Below are 20,793 nucleotides of genomic sequence, written 5' to 3'. Positions count from 1 at the left end.
AAACAGGTGTTTAATTGGTATCTGTATTATTTTTAATTTGGCTTTTAATATGATTGTGACCTAAACCCCGTCTAAATTTGACGTAAATAGGTCTTTTTAAAATCTAGCTCAAATATATACTCTTCACTCAGTTTATAAAAATATCACTTATAGAATTCTATATTAGCGAAATGTTATTTACCCCAATTAAATGAACAGCCAAACAAACTCGTTCGGTTGTTTACTGTCATTGAATGCGCTAGCGAAGGGTGAGCAATATTATAACGTTTCGTCCCTATGTTTTTTAAGTAAACAGAACTATTGATTGAGCAATAATAAAGCAGGAAAACATGCCATTTTTAAAGCATCAAATTGAGCAACTTTCTACTCCGATTAGCGACGATTTAGCATGCGGTGTGTTCCTGAAACTCAACAAAAGTGCATTTCGTCCTTTGAGAAATGAATTTAACGTGGCTCAAACATCGCTGCGTAAACTTAGCCAAAACCCAAGTGCTGAGGAGAAAGAAGCCCTAGAAGAAGCATGTGTGGCGAGCTGGCAAGCTCTGTCAAATACTCTGCTAGAACAATTTTCCCATACAACCAGGGATATAGAGCTAATTTCTTGGTTTGTTGCTGCGCAATTTCTTCTTGATGAAACGATAGAGAGCGCAGCAAACAGCCTAGAATGGTTGGCAGACTTGGTTGAAAATCATTGGGCAGCGCTAAACCCCGTACTTCCGATAGAAAAGCTGAAATCGGAAGGTGAGAAAGCGCAAGCCGCTGAACAGGCAGAAGCCAAGGTGAAGGCGTTTTTCCAATTGGTGGGAGATAGCGAAGAAAGCTCGATTCTTTATGCACCTATGTTGCAACTTCCATTGGTTGGAAGTGTGACATTCTTTGATTTTCAAAGTGCAGAACGCAAAGGTGAAATAAGCCAACTTAAGTCTTCATTATCGACCACCGTTGCACAAGAGCGCTCGGCAATTCAATCCAAATTGGAGAACGTTGCTCGATGTATCGCTCAGTTGGACCGTCTGTCTGCATCAGTTGCAACCTATGCGCAAAGCGTGAGTACACAAGGAGCGAACTTCAAGTTCGCCAAATCACTGCTCACACGTGTTGAAAACGCTCTTGTGCATTTAAGCGGCATCAAGCTTACGGCAAAAACAGAGCCCAAAGTGGCAGCGTTAGAGATAGAAGAATCCGTAGCACAGGAAAACACCGCTTCTGTAGCTCAAAACATACCTTCATCCAGCAACGCTCTCACATCAACTGAACCTGCTCATGTTGCCCCGCAGCAGTTACGCGCGGACAACCTTTCCGAATTAGGCAACGTGAACAACATGAATCGAGATCTGGCATTTCATTTATTGCGAGAGATTTCTGATTATTTTCGCCAGAGCGAGCCACACAGCCCAATTTCTTTCTTGCTAGAAAAAGCGATTCGATGGGGATACCTCTCTCTGCCGGAACTGCTGCAAGAAATGATGTCGGAGCAAAACAGCGACTCCTTGAGCACAATTTTTAATTCCGCCGGGCTAAATCATCTCGATCAGATCTTGTTGCCGGAGGTGAGTACCCCGACGGATGACATTAAAAACACACCGGCACCTCAAGCTGCTCCTCCCGTTTCTGAGCAGCCAGATGTCGAAGAGCATGTATCACAGACTTCCCCTGCTGATACCCCATCTAAACAAGATAACGAACCTAAAGCATCCGCTTCGTCGGCTCTGAGTTGGTAATCGTTTTTTATAAATAAGGAAAAATCATGGCAAGTATTTACATGCGTGTTGCTGGGCTTCAAGTTGAAGGTGCGGCAACAATGAAAGATCTAAAGACCGCTGAAGGAACTAATGAGGGTTGGTTTGCAATTAACTCTTACTCTTGGGGCGGTGCTCGTAACGTGTCCATGGATATTGGTAATGCAACGAATGCTGATTCTGGCATGGTTGGCGTTAGTGAAGTAAGCGTAACCAAAGAAGTTGATGGTGCATCTGAAGATCTACTTTGCTACCTATTCAACCCAGGTAAAGAAGGAAAAACCGTTGAAGTTGCATTCACTAAGCCGTCTAACGATGGTCAAGGTGTGGATGTATATTTTCAGGTGAAACTCGAGAAAGCACGTCTTGTGACTTACAACGTAAGCGGTACTGACGGTTCTCAACCATACGAGAGCTTATCTCTTTCTTACACATCAATTTCTCAGAAGCACAACTACGAAACTGAAGGTGGTGATATTAGTACGAGTGGTGGTGTTGTAACTTACGATATTCCAGCCGGAAAAATGACATCTGGTAAGTAATCCTCCCATCCCTAAGACATGCCACTCTTTTGTGGCGTGTCTTTTTTATGAAATATCTCATTTTAGGACACCGTTATGGCATTGAATTCACAACATAAACGCGTCAGCAAAAACCGCGTTAGTATCACTTACGATGTTGAAACGAATGGCGCTGTAGAGACCAAAGAACTGCCGTTTGTTGTTGGTGTAATTGGTGACTTCTCCGGTCACAAACCAGAATCTGAAAAAGTGGATCTTGAAGAGCGCGAATTTACAGGTATCGATAAAGACAACTTCGATACGGTAATGGGGCAAATTCATCCGCGCCTTTCTTACAAAGTGGACAACAAGCTTGCAAACGACGACAGCCAGTTTGAAGTGAATCTGAGCTTCCGCTCGATGAAAGATTTCCACCCAGAGAACTTGGTTGAACAGATCGACCCACTCAAGCAGCTTGTGAAAACCCGTGAGCAGCTGAAAGTCTTATTAAGCAAAGCTGATCGTTCAAGAGATCTCGAGCGTCTGTTGAAAGAAGTTCTGCAAAGTGCGGACGCCATCAATGGTTTGGCTGAAGAACTGGGTCTGAACAAAGAGGGAGCGGAATAATGTCTGTAGAACAACAAGCAGCACAAGGTGCAGGCGAAGCGGAAACGGCACAAAGCTTTTTAGATCGCGCGATCAGTGCAACGGCGCAAACGCCTGTTGATACCACCAAAGAGCTATTGAGTATCATGACTTCTCAGGCGCTTGAAGGCACGGTGACTTGGGATAAAAACCTAACCTTAACTATTGAAAAAGCGATCAGCGCATTAGACAGCAAAATCTCTGAGCAGCTTTCATCCGTTATGCAAAACAACGAGTTTCAGAAAATAGAAGGCTCGTGGTTGGGGCTTCAGAAGCTGGTTAAAAACAGTGAATTAGGTCCTGATCTAAAAATCAAACTGGTTGATTACACCAAAGACGAATTGCTAGAACAATTTGAAGATGCTCCAGCGATCGATCGCAGCCGTTTCTTCAACATGGTGTATCAAGAAGAATTTGGTACAGCAGGTGGTCAACCATACGGTGCACTGCTTGGTGACTACGAATTTGGTTACGGCGATGAAGACATCGCGCTATTGCGTTACATGGGTGAAGTGGCTTCTGCCTCTCACGCGCCATTTGTTGCGGCTGCCAACGCAGGCATGTTCGACTTTAACTCGTTTGGTAGCTTTGCTGAAGGTAAGCCTGTTGCGGCTGGTTTCGATTCTCCAGCTTACGCGAGCTGGAACGCATTCCGTGAAAGCGACGACGCTCGTTACGTGGCTCTAACGCTGCCAAAAACCATGGCTCGTTTGCCATACGGTTCAGAAACGGTACCGGTTAAGTCATTCGCGTTTGAAGAGCTTCAAACTCGTGACAACGGTCAGCAGATCGTTTCTTCAGACAACGATTTTGTATGGAGCAACGCGGCATACGAATTCGGTCTTCTTATGACTCAGGCCTACACGAAATACGGCTGGTGCACAGCAATTCGTGGTACAGAGAATGGCGGTAAAGTAGAGAACCTACCAAACTTCACGCACTTCTCTGATGCGGGCGACCTTCTGCAGCAATGCCCAACCGAGGTAAACCTAACGGATGAGCGTGAGAAAGAGCTGAGCGACCTTGGTTTCTTACCATTAGTGCACTACAAGAACACAAATTACGCTGTGTTCATGGGTGCTCAAACAGCTCACAAACCAAAGACTTACACTGATCCAGACGCGACAGCCAACGCGGCTATTTCAGCGCGCTTGCCATACACCATGGCGAGTAGCCGCATCGCACAATACCTGAAAGTTATGGGGCGTGATCGCATTGGTTCAAACCTTGATCCAAACGATGTTGAGAAAGAGCTGAGCTCTTGGATCAACCAGTACGTCAACCCGAATGCCATCGGCAATGACGCAAAAGCCACACATCCACTTGTTGAAGCAAAAGTTACGGTAGAAGAGCAAGCTGGTCGCCCAGGTTCTTACTCAGCTGTCGCCTACTTGCGCCCATGGTTGCAAATGGAAGAACTGACGACCTCGCTTCGCATGGTCGCCAACATTCCTGGTTAATCCCATTCGGGGACATTGTCCCCGAATGCTTTGAATTGAGTCGTTAATGAATCCAAACACTGACATCAACCGTACGCTTTTCGAGAGCCCTGCTTGGCAGGAGCTGCTCGGGTACGCCAAAGCTCAGTCGACGGTTCAATTTAAAGCTTTGCTTACCCGTTTAATGGCTGAACTGGATAACCGCATCAGCGATCAGCTTTCTGACGTGGTTCAGCACAACCAATTCAAGCAATTGGAATCGTCTTGGACAGGGCTTAAGTCGCTGACTGAAATCCAGGTTTCGCAGCGGCGAGTCAAAATCAAATTGTTAGATCTGAGCTGGAGTATGGTCTCTGCCGACCTCAACTACTCGTTCGACTTAAAGCAGTCCTCCCTATACAGGAAACTGTACTCAAAAGAGTTCGATACCGCTGGTGGTACGCCTTTTGGGCTTGTGATGGTTGATCACAAAGCCTCGGCTGATTATAGCGATGATCTGGATTACGACGATCTTTACACCCTTCAACTGCTTTCTGAGCTAGGGGAAATGTCATTTTGCCCGATGGTTTTAGGTGTTGATGAATTCTTTTTCGGTGACGAACCTCGCAGGCAACTCCACGATTGCGCACGTATCGATCGTATCCTAAGTAGCCGTGATTTTTTGTCATGGCAGTTATTGAGAGAAAAAAGCGCCTCTCGCTTTCTTCACTTGGTGATGCCTGAATATCTTATGCGTCAGCATTACTATCAATACCCTGCGGGGTTTGTGTTTAGTGAGAAAAAACAAGAAAAAAATGCGCTATGGGGAAACAGTGCGTACCTCATGGTCGGTAATGTGATGCGCGAATTCGATCGCATTAGCTGGTTTGGTTTTCTTCGTTCTTATGATGAATCAGGAGCGTATGGCGCAGTTGTTCAAAACTCTATTGATATTCGCACCAAAGTCGACTTATTCAGTGAAGATGATGGCTTTTGGTCATCACAAGGCTTCATGCCATTAACTAGTCTTTACCTTAGCAATCACAAAGGTTTTTTCAGTAACCAGTCGGTTTGGCAGGCACCGGATGAATCTTGCCGTCAGCTTGGCATGCTGCAAACCAACTTAATGGCGTGCCGCTTTGGTCACTACATCAAAGCGCAGATTCGCGATCAGGTCGGTCGATACGACAGCGCGGAAAGTTGCCGTCGCAGCTTAGAGCGTTGGTTAGACCAATTCATCAGTAACGTGAGTTACGGCGAAGATACTGTTCTTGCACGTTACCCTTTACGTTCGTGTTATGTGCGCATTGAAGAAGCGCCGCACGATAACACACGTTACCTGTGCGAAATCATGCTACAGCCCCAATATCAGTACGAAATGATGGACGCCAAAGTAGTACTCACGACCTCTGTATTAGGCACCGATATCGGAGAAACCCAATGAGCTTAATGTCGAAATTGACACAAAGTTGGAGCGACGATATCGACGGTGTGCGTGATGCCATCATCGATAACGTTTGTGGCTTAATTTCAAGCCGTGCCCCTTTGTGGTCCAACAGTGTTTCGATCAGTGAAGGCACCATTGTTGAGCTGGGCATGCACAACATCGCGAGAGCTCAAAGCAAGAGCAATACTGACGAGATCGTCGCCGAGGTCGAAAACCTAATCCGTTACTACGAGCCACGTCTAACCCAAGTTGAGATTGAGGTGCAAGAAGGCAAAGTGGGTGATAACCAACTGAGCTTTCGTCTTTCTGCCGTTGTGCATTCAGATCTGGGCGATGAAGCCATTGTGCTGGATTCTTTTCTGGATCTCAGCAGTAACAAACTTGATGTAAGGAAGTCGAATTTTGTCTGATTCTTTGCTTTCCTATTTTGAACAGGAACTGCGTTTTATACGTTCCGAAGCCTCTCAGTTCACGGAGCGTCATCCGGGCGCGGCGCATGCTTTGGGGATTCGAAAAGACAGTATCGACGATCCGCAAGTCGCGCGTTTGATTGAAAGCGTCGCCTTAATGAACGGTAAGCTCCAGCAGCGCTTGGATGAATCCTACCCAGAGCTGACGGAAAGCTTGGTTAATTTGTTGTTCCCGCATTACCTCAAACCGGTTCCATCCTACAGTATGCTGGATTTTGATATCGCAGAGGATGCCAACGCAAAGCACTGCATTCCAAAAGGCACTGAATTCGATGTTTCTGACGGTTCAGATGAACCTGTCGTATTTCGTACCACGGAAGACTTGGATCTGTTCCCAATTACGGTCACGTCTGCCGAGGTGCTGTTTGCTCCTTTTGATATTGCCAAACCTGCTGGCGCTGAAAGCGCAAAAGCGATGTTAGAACTTACGATTGATGCTACAGACGAAGGCATCGAATTAAGTGAGCTGGGCATCGATCGCTTGAAATTGCATCTCAAAGGCGAAAGCCACTTTGCGTTGCGTTTGTATGATGTGATAGCGCAAGGAATTGCTCAGGTGTGTGTTTGCAACAACGACACCTGCTTCACGCTGGGTCAATCTGCGATGCAGCCTATAGGGTTTGACGCAGAAGACACCATATTGCCCTATCAAGCAGCGAGTTTTGGCGGCTTTAAATTGCTGACGGAGTTCTTTATGTTCTCTGAGCGCTTCCAAGGATTCAGCTTGGATCTGGGTGACGTGATCAGTAAAACCACGGGGTCTCAACTTCGCATTCAAATTTTCTTGAATGAGGTGAGTGTTGAGATGGCGCGTAGCCTACAAGCTCATCATTTTTCTTTGTTTTGTACACCTTTAGTCAACTTGCAAAGCAAGGTGTCGGAGCCAGTCCAAATTGATTTCAGTCAGAAGCAGTACCCGATCCATCTGGATTCTGGGCAAGGCAGTAACCTTGAAGTCTTTTCCGTTGATGACGTCTTGGATGTCACGGAAGGTGAACCCTTCTCGGTGTCGCAGATCTACGGTGAAAAATACAATGATGCAGAGTGCGCGCTTCGCTGGCAGTTGGTACAAAATACTCATGAAAGAGGCGTATTGAGCAGCAGTCTGAAAGTGGCGGATTTAGAGCATGTGAGTGCGACCTCTGAGCCTCGTATTTGGTCTGTTACAACAACCGCGAGCGATGGCGTTCGTGCTGGTTCATTACCTGTTACCAGCCAAATCAGCTGTCGTGATTCTCTGACCATCCCTGCATCTATGACGCTATTACGTCGACCAACGCTTCCGGTGCGCAGCCGAGACACCAATAAAAATGTGTGGGCGCTGCTGTGCCACTTACATTTCAATTATCACGCTATTTTGGGGACAGATAACCCAATAGCAACGCTTAAGAATGTATTCGAGCTCTACAACCACAATCAAGCGGTGCAGAACCATGTTTACATCGAGTCATTGCACAAGATTGAGCAAGAGCAAGTCGTGGCTCCGATCCGCGTTTCTGGCAAAACGTGTTTTGCCTATGGCACCAAAATATCCATCACACTCGATGCCGCAAACGTCAATGGCGGTATCTCAATGTTTGGGTATTTGCTGGATTACTTCTTTGCCTATTTCGCTGGCTTCAACAGCTTTACGCAAGTGGATATTTATCTTGAAGGGCAGGATGGGGTTTACCTCTCTTTCCCAAGGAGAACTGGGTGCAAGAGTCTGCTGTAATTCGCTTGTCTCAGGGGACGTTTGAAGGGCAATTAGAAAAAGCGTGGCAAATCTTCAAGCATCAAGCTCACACGAATGGTCAACGACCTGCGGTGAATTTTAGCGCAGAGATTCTTCCTGCCTACTATAAATCGGAAGTTTCGCAAGTGTCCTCAGAGAGAAATGGCGCGTACACCTTAAAAACCTCGGTGGCGTCTTTGTCTGGCAATGCGGGAACCATACCTCGCGCTATGTATAACCAAGCATTAAAGGCGCGATTTGAACAAGGCGATGAAGCGCCACTCGATTTCTTCGATACGTTCAATAACCGTTACTACCGACTGTACTGCGAAACCAAACAAAAACATGAGCTGACCTACCAGATGGAAGAAGAAACATTCCACTGGAATCGTCACCGTCAGTCCATCACCGAGATGCTATCGAGCCTTGCGGGTCAATCGGGTGAAGTCGCGCCGATGCCCGAGTCTCACTTGGTGCAGTACACAGGATTATTGGGGCTTAAGTTGACTTGCCCTTTAGCACTTAAAGCCATGCTGGAAGATTACTTCGAAGCTCAATTTGAAGTCGAGCGTAGTGGTTTGGAATATCTGCCATTAACGCCATGTTCACTGACTCAGCTTGGGCTATCTGGGAAGAATCAACAATTAGGGATGGGCGCGTTAGCGGGTAAATCAACGCCAATGACCGGTCAAAAACTGAATATCAAAATCTGTCCGAAAGATTACTCGCACTACCTGAGGATCCGTAGCGACAAAAAAATGATTCATGCTGTGGACCACATGGTTCGCAGTTACATGGGGGTAAACACCAAGTATGCCCTTTACATGAAGGTTAACAGCCAATATTTGCCGAGATTGAAGCTCTCTGGTAGCCATAAAAGTGGGCTAAGAATTGGGCAATCCGCATGGATGAACAACCAATCCAATAGCCAACAGTTTGTAGAAATGCCACTGACGAAAAGTTAGGAAAAAGAATGATTAATATTGAATTGCAAAGCTTGGTCAAAAGGCTGACCCCTTCGCTGAAAAGTGCTCTGGAATCTGCTGCTGGGGAATGCGTCAACCGAGTTCATTTCTCTATTGAGCCTGAACACTGGTTTTTTCAGTTGCTGCAACAATCGAAAGGTTGGGATGCTGCAATTCAACAAGCGTCTTTAGCTAAAGAGACGTTGATCGAGCGTTGCAATAACCACCTAGCAAGCTTGCCTCGTGGTACCGACGTGTCGCCTTCGTTGTCGCCGGAGTTAGTCGAATTACTCAAAGATGCTTGGATGATCGCGTCACTGAACAATCAGCAATCGGTGGTCAATGAATTTCACGTATTAATGGTGCTGAAACAGCGTGTTGGTCAGAGCGCTTACAATGGCGTACTTAGTCAGTGGGTGTCCGTATTGTCTTCTGAATGGTTGCGCAGTCAGTCTTTGGCGGTCAATACACCCAGCCAAACAACGCAACCTGCCGAGAGCATGGTCGCAGCCAGTGGTGATTCCGCCACACCAGCTTTGGACAAGTACTCGCAAAACTTAACGGAAGCCGCACGCAGCGGCAAGCTCGACCCAATTACTGGGAGAGGTGAGGAGATTCGTAAATCCATCGACATTTTATGTCGACGTCGCCAAAACAGCCCGATCTTGGTGGGCGACCCTGGTGTGGGCAAAACTGCGATAGTAGAGGGATTGGCTCAAGAGATCGTGAACGGTAATGTACCACCGGCTTTGATGAACGTTGAGCTTCGCAGTTTGGATCTCTCTCTTCTACAAGCGGGGGCGAGCATTAAAGGCGAGTTTGAAAATCGCTTGAAAGATGTGATCAACGAGATCAAACAATCATCGACACCCATCATCATGTTTATTGATGAAGCACATACGTTGATCGGTGCGGGAGGTATCGCTGGTCAAAACGATGCGGCAAATATCCTAAAACCAGCGTTGGCGCGAGGTGAGTTTCGCTCTCTTGCCGCAACTACATGGGCGGAATACAAGCAATACTTTGAATCAGATGCTGCGTTGACTCGTCGTTTCCAAGTGGTGTCGGTGGATGAGCCCAGCGAAGAAGACGCGATCCACATGCTTCGTGGCGTTAAGCGTAGCTTGGAAAAGCATCACAACGTAAAAGTGATGCAAGAAGCAATTGATGCAGCGGTCTCTCTTTCCATTCGTTATCTACCAGAACGCAAGCTACCTGATAAGGCGATTAGCCTATTGGACACGGCGTGTTCTCGCATTGGTTTGAGCCAAAGCGCAGCACCTCGCCAAATGGAAGCGATCGCAGAGCAGATTCGCTACGCCAATAACGAAATCGATACCTTGATTCACGAGTCGGCGTTGTGGTCGGTTGAAAGCGAACGTTTGGAAGAAGCGAAACAGCGTTTGGCGTCTCTTGAAGCAGAACATCAGTCGATTGAACTGCGTTGGAACGAAGAACGCATGCTAGTGGATGAGATCATTGCACTGCAAATCCAGTTGGATGAAGAGCTTAAAGAAAAAGGTTCAATCACCTCCCTTGAAGCCAAAGCACAGCTTGCAGAGAAAATGCAGGTACTGCGCGACAAGCAGGGTGAGCAACCATTGGTACTGGCTCAGGTAACAGAGCAAACCATCGCTGACGTAGTAGCACTTTGGACGGGTATTCCGGTTGGTAATATGTTGAGCCAAGAAGTGGAAAGACTGATGCATCTAGAGTCTCATATCGGTGAGCGAGTGATTGGTCAAGTCACACCGATAGCGGAACTCTCTCAAGCGATTCGTCTTTCTCGCGCTGGTTTAACAGATCCACGCAAACCTGTTGGTGTTTTCCTCATGTGTGGGCCAAGTGGTGTGGGTAAAACCGAAACAGCGCTGGCGCTAACGGATCTGCTTTACGGCGGTGAACGCAATATTACCACCATCAACATGACGGAATTCAAAGAAGAGCACAAAGTCTCGATGTTACTGGGCTCACCAGCGGGCTATGTCGGATATGGAAAAGGTGGCGTGCTGACCGAAGCGGTGCGCAAAAACCCATATTCGGTGCTGCTTTTGGACGAAATGGAAAAAGCGCACCCGGGCGTGCACGACATCTTTTATCAGATCTTTGATAAAGGCTCGATTTCTGACAGTGAGGGGCGAAACATCGATTTTCGCAACACCATCATCATCATGACGTCGAACGCCGCTGATGGTGCGGTGGTGAATGCTTGTGCAAACGGTCGACCTGATGTTCCTGCGCTTACACAAACTATTTTCCCAGAGCTTCAGAATCACTTTAAACCTGCTTTCCTTGGGCGGGCGACTATCGTGCCGTATTTCCCATTGAACGATGAAGAATTGGGCAAAATTGCCGAGCTGTCACTGAATCGCATTCGTAAGCGCGTTCAGTCGCACTATGGGGCAAGCTTTGACTATCACCCAGATGTCATTGAACTGCTGGTAAACATGAATGATTCACCTGAAACCGGTGCCCGTGCCGTTGAGCAGTTGATCAATCGTCAACTAATGCCAGAACTGGCAAACCAGTGCATTGTTCGCATGAGTGAAAGCAAACCTGTAGAAGCGGTCAAGGTACACACTGAAAACGGCCGTTTTGTGATTAAAATTCAATAAAAACAAATGATAACGAGGCGTGAGATCTCGGTGCGAATGGGCAGTATGTCTGCCCACTTATAACAATAACGATTACTTTAATTATTTACTTTTTTAAACATTGATTGCTGCCGGGTTGCCATTTGAAGCGCCTTTTTAGCAACACAACACCATGAGTATAAACAGATGACGCATTCAGTTTTTTCTAAGCCGCAACTGGAATGGATTCGCCAGAACTTAAAAGTCGCCGTGATTCACGGTGGGGATAAAGGTCAGGAGGGCAGTTATATTTTTGAAAACTTGAGCCCTCGCTCGACTAAAACGTACGCGCCTGTTGCGCATGATATTGCGAACGCCCTGCGTGAGTCGGGTTTCCAAGATGTGGAAGTATTTGCCGAAGACCTTAATTTGGCACAGCAACTTAGAGAAAAAGGGACCGAATTAGTCATCACCAACAGCGGCGGGCTGCAAGGGTTTGACTCCATGTGTCACCTTCCGTCCACCCTTGAAATGTTAGGTGTGCCGTACGTCGGTCACTCCCCAATGACAGCAGGTATTCTGGATAACAAACACCTGTTTAAACATGAAATTAAAGCCGCAGGTCTGCCTACGGCTCCATTTGTGACGATTGGTATCGATGAGTGTTTCGATGATGCGGTGAAGCAAGATGCGATCGATGAAATTGAAACAATATTCAACGAAGGATTCATAGTGAAACCAGTGTCGGGTCGTGCGTCTATACACGTTTATCCGGTTTTTGATCGCAATGATCTTGCTGCGATTGTAGAAAAAGTGCGCCAAGCGACGGGCAATACCGTGATGATCGAACCGTTCCTAGGCGGGCGCGAGTTTGTCGTGGCTGTCGCCGGTGAATACGTCTTTAAAGAAGGAAAGCTCACTCAGTCTGAAACGCCAATGGCGTTCTCCATTACGGAGCGTGTTCTTGACGAAGATGAACCCATTTTTACGTCGATGGATGTAAAGCCCATCACTCAAGATCGACTAGTGGCGGTAAACGACGAAAAGCTGCGTGGCGAATTGGCCGACATTGGGCAGAAGATTTACCGCCAACTGGGTTTGCAAACCTTGGTTCGTGTGGATCTTCGCATGGACAAAGAGGGCAATTTGTATGTACTCGAAACCAACCCTAAGCCAGACCTGAAGCGACCAGAAGGCGAGAAAATCAGCTTAGTGTGCCATGACTTAGCACGTGAAGGCATGGATTACACCGATTTGGTGCAATCTTTGGTGTTTAACCGATTGTCTTTCCTTAAACAAAAGCGACCAATGGCTGTCGCTCATTGCTTGAACGAACAATTCGACGCACTGAGTACGAGCTAGGAGTTTTCGTTGAATACGTTTAAGCAATATAGTCGCCTGTTACTTGGCGCATTACTGGTTATTTTGTCGCTAACGCTGATCTTCGTCGTGGGTTACGCGCAAGCGCTGAAAAGTTACCAACAACAGAGCCGCGATGCGGTCCTGGCTCAGACGGAGGCCGCGCGAATTGGTATCGAACAGGTACTGAGTTCGGGGGTACCGTTGCAAGACATCGCTGGTCTGGAAAAGGTGCTTTCACCCATTGCTAAAGCCGATTCCTCTGTGGTTGATATTCGGGTGATTTCCGGTCAACAGGAGCTATATCGCTACACCGACGAGCGTTTTGTGGGCAGCTTAGTGACCATTCCTCTAAGTAACAAGTTTACTCAGGTCGGGGCACTGGAAGTGCTGCTTAGCGATCACGAGATTGAAAAAACCATAAATGCACGCTTTCAGCCCATGATGGTATTGGTGATCGTACTGACCGCGGTGTTCGTGTTCTTTGTCCTGCGCAGCGAAAATCCGAAAACCTACTTCACCGCGTTCGGTGGGGTGTTCCTTGCGATGTCGGCAAGTGTTTTTTTGATGGTTGGGGCGTTGTACAAATCTGGTTTGGAAAACAAAGCCAGTTCAATGGCAAACATTGTGACTCAGCGCTTGGCTCCTGTTTTGAACGCCGGTATCAGCCACCATCAGGTGAGTGGCATAAGCGAAATGCTAGGCAGTTTTCGCCAATCTAACCCGGAAGTGTCTTCTATTTCGGTTTCTCAAGGCACAGAGGAGATCGCTAAAAGCAGCGCGAATGGTAAAGGTATGTCGGTTGAGAACATGGCGGAGTTTCTCATCGGGGATGCCAAAGGCAATCAAGTCACCGTCGCGTTTTACCCAAAGGCGTTGCTGGCGCAGTTGGTGCGTACCTTAAAGAATTTTGCGATTTTGTTCGCTGGGTGCGCCTTTATTTGCTTCGCCTTTATCCGACTGCTTAGCCATTCGGGGCAGCAACCTAAGAACGATACGGTGCTCGCGCAAATTAAACCGTTGCTGTTGGTGACTGTACTGATGGAGTCTTTGATGGCGCCTGTGTTGCCACAATACCTGACTCAGGTCGCGATAGAGAGCGGTGCAAGCGAAAGCTGGTCGTCTTACTTCTTTACCCTGTATTTCGTGGGTTTTGCCGCGACCTTATTACCAGTGTCTCGACTAGTGGAAGTCTACGACATTCGCAAGGTACTGGGTGTGGGGGTCTTACTCTCTTCTGCAGGGTGTTTATTACTTGCCTACGACTCTCAACTAATTACTGTATTGGTGGCGCGTTTCATCTCTGGTGTTGGGCAAGCGACGATCTTCATCGCGGTGCAAGGCTATATTCTGCGTTGCAGTGACCAATCGAATAAAACCCAGGCTGCTGGAATCATTGTCTTCTGCTTCAATGCGGGCTTTATTTCCGGTGCCGCGATTGGCGCACTTTTGGCTGATACGGTTGGTGTACAGGGCATCTTTATGCTGTCTGTATTAGTGGGTGGTCTTATGTATCTCTTCAGTCTTTCTCTGCCTTCGATGGTGCCTCAAGGCAGCAACTCTGGATCATTGAAAGAGAATTTAACCATGATGTTAAAAGACTCCGCTGCATTGATGCGTGTGCCTGCTTTTATGCGCACCATGTTACTGGTTGGTATTCCCACCAAGATGATGCTCACGGGCGTGGTCTTTTTTGCTGTGCCCATCCTGCTTTCCAATGCTGGTGTTGAGCGTGAAAGTATTGGTCAGGTGCTAATGGCTTATGCGTTCTCTGTTTTGTTCATCAGTGGAAAAGTGTCCCCAATGATCGACCGAATCGGTTCAGCCAAATGGGCGCTTTGTCTTGGGAGCTTAGTGGCAGCAATGTCTTTGGGCGTGCTGTCTGTCGCCTTCCTATTTGAGGATGTCACTTATTTAGTGTTGACCGCGACGGCCGCGATGCTGGTTATGGGCGTTTCCCATGGTCTCATTAACGCGCCTGTAGTGACACACGTTGTGACCGCAACACAAGGTGCGAATGCCAATTCTGTGGCATCGACCTATCGTTTTCTGGAGCGATTAGGGCATGTTTTAGGCTCGATAGTCGTTGGGATTTTGCTTACTCGTCTGGGGAATGAATACGCGTTCTTTGCGCTTTCTGCCTTCTTTACCGCAGCTGGTTTCCTCATGTGGATATTTGATCGTGAACCAAAACAGGAAGCAGTCGCATGATTCGTATAATTTTGCTTTTGGTCAATGTACTGCTAGCGCCAATGAGCCATGCAGAATGGCCTGAATGGTTAGGCGAGCATCTAAAAAATGAAAAGCGTGCTCAATGGGAAATTAACGCCAATGACTCGGACGTTTTGTTTTCGCCACATGGTGAACACCCTGTGGTTTGGGTACTGGTCTCTCGAAAAGCCGATTCTTATGATGTGGCGCTGTCGACGATTCTTAAGGTGTACCGCCGCGAAATGCCTAGCGTGTCATTTCGTGTTTTCCTACTGCCTAACACAATGGCCGGTCTAAGAGACTGGTCCCTACGAGCAGAAAAAGAAGCCAGCCTTATTTACACCGTGGGATCTCGTGCCACTGTGTTACTCCATAAAGCCTATTCTGGGGGTAAGCTGCCAGTTGTGTCTGTGAACGCCAAAGATCCGGTGTTGATGGGATTGACGGACAACTATCAAACGAGTGGCAACAACTTCGCTTACACATCGCTGAATTTGCCAGCGGGCGTAACCTTGAGCTTCTTGCGCCGTTTCCGCCCCGACTTGACGCAAATTGGTGTGCTGTATGCCAAGTCAAACACCAGTGCCTATCTGACTCAGTATCTCCCTTTAAAAAACGAAGCGGAAAAACAAGGTATTCGCATTTTTCCAATTGAAGTGGATGAACGCGAACCAGAGCGTTCGCTTGGTCGTGTTATGCGAGAACAAGTAAACGCCATGAAGGTCGATGATCAATCTCTGAGCAACTCTCTGCTTTGGTTGACGGGGAGCTCTAGTCTACTGAACCGTATTGATGAAATTAATATTTACTCGGAATTTTTACCTCTATTGACGGCGGTTCCAGACGCGGTTAACGGCACTGCGCAAAGTGCTTTGATGTCGGTGGGGGTTGGGTTTGATAACAATGCTCACCAAGCCGCGTTATACGGTCTCGACATTCTAAAAACAGGCATTGCGCCAGCTTCCTTACCTGTTGGGGTTCTCTCACCTCCCGATATTTCCATTAGCTTCAAACAAGCTGAGCGAGTGAACACACAAGTGCCTTTTGTTTTGATTGAAATGGCCAGTGATATTTACGCACGAGATGGCAACGTTGTGCGTTCTTCTGGCATGAGCATGGAGCATAACGAGCCATGATTCGAATTCTTTTGATAGCCCTGATTAGTGCTGGGGTCAGTGAGTCGGCATTGGCGTTTAATCGCCCAGAGAGACTGCTATTGGCGACCCAAGAGTGGTTCCCTTATCAATACCAAGAAAAGGGTGAAATGAAAGGCCCGGGTATCGACAAAGTGAAATGCGTGATGCGGGTAATGGACCAACCTTACCAGCTCACCATGACCAAATGGGATCGCGCACAGCTTATGACAGAGGTGGGTTCTCAACACGGGTTTTTCCTCGCGTCTCATAACAGCAAACGCGATGAGTATGCGGAATATTCTGCTCCGCTAGATGAGCAAAACTGGAGTTGGTTCTCCCTGTCGGACTCAGCGGAAATGAACAACATCACGTTCAAATCACAGGTCGAAGTCGCGGCACTGTTTGGTTCGAACAAATGGTTCTGGCTACATAAAAATGGTTACCGCGTGAGTAAAAAGCCAAGAACACCAAAAGCCCTTATTGAATTGATGCTCGGCGGAGAAGTTGGCGCAATTTTGGGTAACGACGCGGTGATCGACGAAACCATTAAGAAAATGGGTATCAGCTACCGAGCGATATCTCGTACGAGGGTGAAATCTCAACCCTTGGGCGTGTATTTCTCGAAAGCGTTTACGAAGAAGTATCCCAACTTTCTTAACGAGTTTAATGACGCTATTTCTCAGTGCCGTTAATTCCAACTATCGAATTTATTGAAGGTCAGTCAAATGCCTCTATCAATTAGAATTATTAGCTCTCCAGATGGTGAAAGCATTGCTCAGTGGAATCAGGCATTTCCTGAAGAAGGTGGGGACATTGGTCGTGCCTTTGGTGCGACATTGCAATTGAGCGACGCGAGCCGAGAAATTTCAGGTACGCACGCCATCGTTCGTAAGACTTCACGCGGATATCAAATCGCAGACAACAGCACCAATGGTTTATTTATCAATGGTTCTGATGTGCCTTTAGGTAACGGTAATCAATCGACATTGAGCGATGGTGACGTGTTAGACATTGGTCGTTACCGATTGCTTGTTTCGTGTTTTGTACCGGATCAAGCGAAAGCACAAAGCGGTTCGGAAAACCTTGTCGCCTCGCCGTTTGGTGATGACCCATTCAGCAATGAGATTACGCCATTTATTCAGGATGTTCCTGAGGTATCTGACCAGCCCGATTTCACTATTTCGACGCTGGATGTGGTGGACGATGATCCGTTTTTGCACACGGATACCATAAAGCAAACGCAGCAAACGTATTTGGATCTCGAATTCCAAACAGACGATGAAGATCCACTGAAAGACAGTGACCTTCATGCATCGTTTCCATTGCGAGAAGTGGCAGCGACTCAGCCAACAACAAACAACGATATCAACACGGTGGCTCAGTCCACAGCGTTTGCCATGGTGGAACGACAAAGCCAAGAGCAGCGTTTGCAAGAGCGCACAGACAAAGCACTGGAAATGGCGTTAACCCGTTTATTTTCTGATATTTCGCCAAAAACGATGGAGTCGATGTTCGATGACTTGTCTGGAAGTGGATTTTGGTCTCGTAAGCCGAAGTACTGGGATATGTACAAGCGCTATTTCACCAGACAGGTTGAAAACCGAGATTGGCAGGTGAAGTTTCAAGCGTACTTCCGCGACGCGATGCGCTTGCAGCGTAACTTAGAAGGGGAGAAGTGATGTTTCGTCGTATCTGCGTATTGAGCTTATTACTGTTGCTTTCTGGGTGCAGTTTATGGAGTGACGAGTTGGTGGAACCAAAGCTGATCATCAACATCACTGCTGCTTCCAACATCAATCCCAATGTAGAGGGGAAACCCTCACCAGTTGAGCTGCGTATTTATCAGCTGACCAACAGCAATGCGTTTGAGCAAGCCGACTTTATTCAAATTTTCAACGATGAGCAGGGCGTATTGAAAGCGGAATTGGCTCTGGCTCGTCAGTTACCAAGTTTGTTACCCGGAGAAACACGTCAAGAAGTGATCCCGTTAGGAACTGGTGTGAAGTTCATTGGGGTAATAGCCGGATTTGCCGATTACCGAGAAGCTAAGAATAAAGTGATCTACGAACCTGTGGTTTTCAATTCAGTAGCAATCAATATTGAAGTGGATGGCATCAACCTGTCCGTGTCGGGAGAAGAAGAAAAATAATGGATAATAATAAAGTGGTTTGGAGCGAAGGTATGTTCCTTTCCCCACAACATTTTCAACAACAAGAACGCTACGTTGAGCATTTTACTCGCGAATTTGTCGGACAGATCAGCCCTAACTCTTACGGTTTAACTCATCTTGAGTTGGATCGAACCATGCTAAGCATTGGTAAGGTGTCAGTACGTCGAGCGAAAGGCATTTTCCCTGACGGGACACCGTTTGAAATCGAACAGGCACTTGTTATCGATGTGCCTAAAAACACCAGCCATAAAAAAGTGTATCTCGCTTTACCAGTTTCAAGACCGGGGACCATTGACGTTGGTGAAGATGTACGTTTAAGACACAGTGCCAATGAACACCCCGTTTACGACACCAGCCGCGAGCACAGTGACCCAGTGCAACTTGAGCTGGCGCAAATGAACATTCAGCTAAAACTCGAAGGCGATGAACTGAAAGACTTTATTCTAATTGCCGTGGCTGAAATCAGTGAACACAAATCTGAAGGTGCAGTTATCCTCAATCAGGCTTTTATCCCTCAGAGCTTGCATTTTGGTGTGTCCAGCTATCTTACCGATTCGGTGGCGGATGTGTTTGCGCAAGTGCAGTATCGATCGCGTGCGATCCATGCACGACTGCAAGCCGAAACCAGCAGCAAAAGTTATCAGTCTTTAATGCGAGATTACCTATGGCTACAAGTCATGGGTGCATGGATGCCGAAATTAGAGCAATGGAACCTCGATAACACCTTTCTGACGCGTCATCTATACCTCGAATGTGTTTCGATGGCGGGTCAAATGCAAGGCTTAGAAGGCAAAATGCCGAAGTCTTTCCCTGCTTGGAACCAAAACGATCTCTACAGCATTTTCTCTTCGGTGTTTGCAGAGTTACTGGTGTTGTTGCGTGAAGTTCAAATCGATAACGTTTCCACTCTCAAGTGGGACCGACAGTTGTTTGCGAGCCGCCGTTTGCTCCGCACTTTGGTCGATGACCGTAGTTTGTACAACCAAGGCCGTTTTGTGTTGGTGGTGTCTTCGTCGATGGGTGCAACGCGCCTGAGCGAAGAATTCCCCCGTGCAGCAAAACTTGCTGGCAACGGTGATATAGCAGGGCTAGTGCGTAATGCCTTATCTGGCGTACCACTTCGCCATTTGCCTTATGCACCGTCAGAGCTGAAATCGCTGAATGATGCGGCGTATTTTGAAATAGATACTAAGTCCGACTTATGGCAAGCCTTGGTGAAACGAGACGAAGCGATTGCCCTTCATATCGATGAAAGAATCGACGATATCCACGTTGACTTTCATGTGATCAGGTAGGTAGGCAATGGCAGGACTATTTAACGAAGAACCCACGGTTCAAATTCATCGCCAAGCAGCGAATACACAAAGTAAAGAGCGGAGTAATCTGAGCCCGAAAGCGGACACGTCGGGTACCGAGCAGTTAATTGAAAACCTAACGGTATACGGCAGTCCGCTGATGAATGCGGCAACGGAACTATTGGGTATTTTGGTTACGATCAAACGCCAAGGTGCGCCACGCGATATTAACCGCTTTCGCCAACAATTGCTGGATGCGATTGAAGCCTTCCGTTTACGCGGTTTGCACTTGGATTATCACCCCAATGTTATCGAAAAAAGTTGTTTCGTGTTGTGTGCTGCCTTTGATGAAGCGGTGCTCTACACCCCATGGGGAGAGCGTGCTCGCTGGGAAAATCATTCGCTTTTGAGCAAGGTTTTTTTACAACGCAACGGCGGCGAAGCCTTTTTCATCTTGCTTGAGAAAGCTTGCCAGCAGCCAAACAAACTTTCGGACTTCATTGAGCTTCAGTACGTGTTGCTGACCCTTGGCTTCAAAGGGCGTTATCGCCATGAAGATGAAAGTCAATTGCATGATATTACTTCCCGCGCTTACGGGCTGATTCGTCGCTATCGCAATGAAAGCGCTTTGCCAGTCCCGCAAACCCCTAAATTGATCGAAGGGAAACAACCTTGGCTGATGATCAGCATGGGAAAAACGTTGGGACTGACGTTTTTGATTCTCGCCACTGGATATGGTTTTACCGAGTATTGGTATCACAGCCGATCTCAGCCGCTACTGGCACAATTCGGCGCTATTGATATGTCTGGTGTGAGCTTAAAGAAAACCAGCGGAGAACTGCTTTACCTAAGTACGGATGAAGATCTGGGGCGAGAGCAAGAAAACCTTGAAGAGATAACGGGGATGCAGGGCAAAGTGGTTGCTCAGCAGTGGGAAATTGTTCTGGCCGTTTTCTCTCGTTCTAGAGATGCTACTCGCTTGTCTTCAGAGCTGAATCAAGCCGGTTACGAGTCGTTCACTCGTGAGTCGGATCATGGTGTTGAGTTATACATTCATGCGGGCGATGACTTGAGCGAAATTCGAAAACTGAAAAACGAACTGAATGTACGTTTTGGACTAAACGCCACGATAAGAAGAGCGCAGAAGTAAG

General features: G+C 47.3%; 17 protein-coding genes. All 17 read left to right on the top strand.

Features of this window, described 5'->3' with window-relative positions; translation table 11 throughout:
• Positions 1-329 precede the first annotated feature (329 nt).
• The 17 genes from LDO37_RS27245 to icmH all read left to right on the top strand — a co-directional run bounded on the left by LDO37_RS27245 (position 330) and on the right by icmH (position 20,792).
• Positions 330-1,721, top strand: a complete 1,392-nt coding sequence (locus tag LDO37_RS27245) for a type VI secretion system protein TssA (protein ID WP_126607390.1) — start codon at positions 330-332, stop codon at positions 1,719-1,721.
• A gap of 26 nt (positions 1,722-1,747) precedes the next feature.
• Positions 1,748-2,281: an Hcp family type VI secretion system effector gene (locus tag LDO37_RS27240; protein ID WP_101111595.1), complete on the top strand. Its 534-nt coding sequence runs from the start codon at positions 1,748-1,750 to the stop codon at positions 2,279-2,281.
• Positions 2,282-2,356: 75 nt separating this feature from the next.
• The gene (gene tssB, locus LDO37_RS27235) at positions 2,357-2,866 is read left to right on the top strand and encodes a type VI secretion system contractile sheath small subunit (protein ID WP_101111594.1); all 510 of its coding nucleotides are present in this window, start codon (positions 2,357-2,359) and stop codon (positions 2,864-2,866) included.
• Positions 2,866-4,344, top strand: a complete 1,479-nt coding sequence (gene tssC / locus LDO37_RS27230; RefSeq protein ID WP_101111593.1) for a type VI secretion system contractile sheath large subunit — start codon at positions 2,866-2,868, stop codon at positions 4,342-4,344. The genes tssB and tssC overlap by 1 nt, the downstream gene beginning before the upstream one ends.
• 46 nt (positions 4,345-4,390) lie before the next feature.
• A complete protein-coding gene (locus tag LDO37_RS27225) occupies positions 4,391-5,746 on the top strand; it encodes a type VI secretion system contractile sheath domain-containing protein (RefSeq protein ID WP_126607389.1) in 1,356 nt (451 codons plus the stop codon).
• Positions 5,743-6,159 (top strand): type VI secretion system baseplate subunit TssE, encoded by a 417-nt coding sequence (gene tssE, locus LDO37_RS27220; protein WP_126607388.1) that lies wholly within the window; start codon positions 5,743-5,745, stop codon positions 6,157-6,159. Before LDO37_RS27225 ends, tssE begins: the two co-directional genes overlap by 4 nt.
• Positions 6,152-7,933, top strand: a complete 1,782-nt coding sequence (gene tssF / locus LDO37_RS27215) for a type VI secretion system baseplate subunit TssF (RefSeq protein WP_126607387.1) — start codon at positions 6,152-6,154, stop codon at positions 7,931-7,933. The genes tssE and tssF overlap by 8 nt, the downstream gene beginning before the upstream one ends.
• The gene (locus LDO37_RS27210; RefSeq protein ID WP_126607386.1) at positions 7,915-8,898 is read left to right on the top strand and encodes a type VI secretion system baseplate subunit TssG; all 984 of its coding nucleotides are present in this window, start codon (positions 7,915-7,917) and stop codon (positions 8,896-8,898) included. Before tssF ends, LDO37_RS27210 begins: the two co-directional genes overlap by 19 nt.
• An 8-nt stretch (positions 8,899-8,906) precedes the next feature.
• On the top strand, positions 8,907-11,513 hold the full coding sequence (gene tssH / locus LDO37_RS27205) for a type VI secretion system ATPase TssH (protein WP_126607385.1): 2,607 nt from the start codon (positions 8,907-8,909) through the stop codon (positions 11,511-11,513).
• 165 nt (positions 11,514-11,678) lie between these two features.
• On the top strand, positions 11,679-12,833 hold the full coding sequence (locus tag LDO37_RS27200) for a D-alanine--D-alanine ligase family protein (protein ID WP_101111587.1): 1,155 nt from the start codon (positions 11,679-11,681) through the stop codon (positions 12,831-12,833).
• 9 nt (positions 12,834-12,842) lie between these two features.
• Positions 12,843-15,041 carry an MFS transporter gene (locus LDO37_RS27195; RefSeq protein WP_126607384.1) on the top strand — a complete coding sequence of 733 codons (2,199 nt, stop codon included), beginning with the start codon at positions 12,843-12,845 and terminating at the stop codon, positions 15,039-15,041.
• Positions 15,038-16,177, top strand: a complete 1,140-nt coding sequence (locus tag LDO37_RS27190) for an ABC transporter substrate binding protein (RefSeq protein ID WP_126607383.1) — start codon at positions 15,038-15,040, stop codon at positions 16,175-16,177. Before LDO37_RS27195 ends, LDO37_RS27190 begins: the two co-directional genes overlap by 4 nt.
• Positions 16,174-16,869, top strand: a complete 696-nt coding sequence (locus tag LDO37_RS27185) for a transporter substrate-binding domain-containing protein (protein WP_126607382.1) — start codon at positions 16,174-16,176, stop codon at positions 16,867-16,869. Before LDO37_RS27190 ends, LDO37_RS27185 begins: the two co-directional genes overlap by 4 nt.
• 33 nt (positions 16,870-16,902) lie before the next feature.
• Positions 16,903-17,856 (top strand): type VI secretion system-associated FHA domain protein, encoded by a 954-nt coding sequence (locus LDO37_RS27180; protein WP_126607381.1) that lies wholly within the window; start codon positions 16,903-16,905, stop codon positions 17,854-17,856.
• Positions 17,856-18,326, top strand: coding sequence for a type VI secretion system lipoprotein TssJ (tssJ, locus tag LDO37_RS27175; protein ID WP_126607380.1), 471 nt, complete (start codon positions 17,856-17,858; stop codon positions 18,324-18,326). Before LDO37_RS27180 ends, tssJ begins: the two co-directional genes overlap by 1 nt.
• Entirely contained in the window at positions 18,326-19,642 is a 1,317-nt protein-coding gene (tssK, locus tag LDO37_RS27170; RefSeq protein ID WP_101111581.1) for a type VI secretion system baseplate subunit TssK, read from the top strand. Before tssJ ends, tssK begins: the two co-directional genes overlap by 1 nt.
• 7 nt (positions 19,643-19,649) lie before the next feature.
• Positions 19,650-20,792 (top strand): type IVB secretion system protein IcmH/DotU, encoded by a 1,143-nt coding sequence (gene icmH / locus LDO37_RS27165; protein ID WP_126607379.1) that lies wholly within the window; start codon positions 19,650-19,652, stop codon positions 20,790-20,792.
• The last annotated feature ends 1 nt before the right edge of the window (position 20,793 follow it).

It is taken from the genome of Vibrio penaeicida (assembly GCF_019977755.1).
Lineage (GTDB): Bacteria > Pseudomonadota > Gammaproteobacteria > Enterobacterales > Vibrionaceae > Vibrio > Vibrio penaeicida.
The sequence above is the reverse complement of the archived record's forward strand: the minus strand, read 5'-3'. Positions and strand labels throughout refer to the sequence as shown.

Coding starts and splice junctions, on each gene's coding strand:
- LDO37_RS27245 (WP_126607390.1), top strand. CDS start 330: ATGCCATTTTTAAAGCATCAAATTGAGCAACTTTCTACTCCGATTAGC.
- LDO37_RS27240 (WP_101111595.1), top strand. CDS start 1,748: ATGGCAAGTATTTACATGCGTGTTGCTGGGCTTCAAGTTGAAGGTGCG.
- tssB (WP_101111594.1), top strand. CDS start 2,357: ATGGCATTGAATTCACAACATAAACGCGTCAGCAAAAACCGCGTTAGT.
- tssC (WP_101111593.1), top strand. CDS start 2,866: ATGTCTGTAGAACAACAAGCAGCACAAGGTGCAGGCGAAGCGGAAACG.
- LDO37_RS27225 (WP_126607389.1), top strand. CDS start 4,391: ATGAATCCAAACACTGACATCAACCGTACGCTTTTCGAGAGCCCTGCT.
- tssE (WP_126607388.1), top strand. CDS start 5,743: ATGAGCTTAATGTCGAAATTGACACAAAGTTGGAGCGACGATATCGAC.
- tssH (WP_126607385.1), top strand. CDS start 8,907: ATGATTAATATTGAATTGCAAAGCTTGGTCAAAAGGCTGACCCCTTCG.
- LDO37_RS27200 (WP_101111587.1), top strand. CDS start 11,679: ATGACGCATTCAGTTTTTTCTAAGCCGCAACTGGAATGGATTCGCCAG.
- LDO37_RS27190 (WP_126607383.1), top strand. CDS start 15,038: ATGATTCGTATAATTTTGCTTTTGGTCAATGTACTGCTAGCGCCAATG.
- LDO37_RS27185 (WP_126607382.1), top strand. CDS start 16,174: ATGATTCGAATTCTTTTGATAGCCCTGATTAGTGCTGGGGTCAGTGAG.
- LDO37_RS27180 (WP_126607381.1), top strand. CDS start 16,903: ATGCCTCTATCAATTAGAATTATTAGCTCTCCAGATGGTGAAAGCATT.
- tssJ (WP_126607380.1), top strand. CDS start 17,856: ATGTTTCGTCGTATCTGCGTATTGAGCTTATTACTGTTGCTTTCTGGG.
- tssK (WP_101111581.1), top strand. CDS start 18,326: ATGGATAATAATAAAGTGGTTTGGAGCGAAGGTATGTTCCTTTCCCCA.
- icmH (WP_126607379.1), top strand. CDS start 19,650: ATGGCAGGACTATTTAACGAAGAACCCACGGTTCAAATTCATCGCCAA.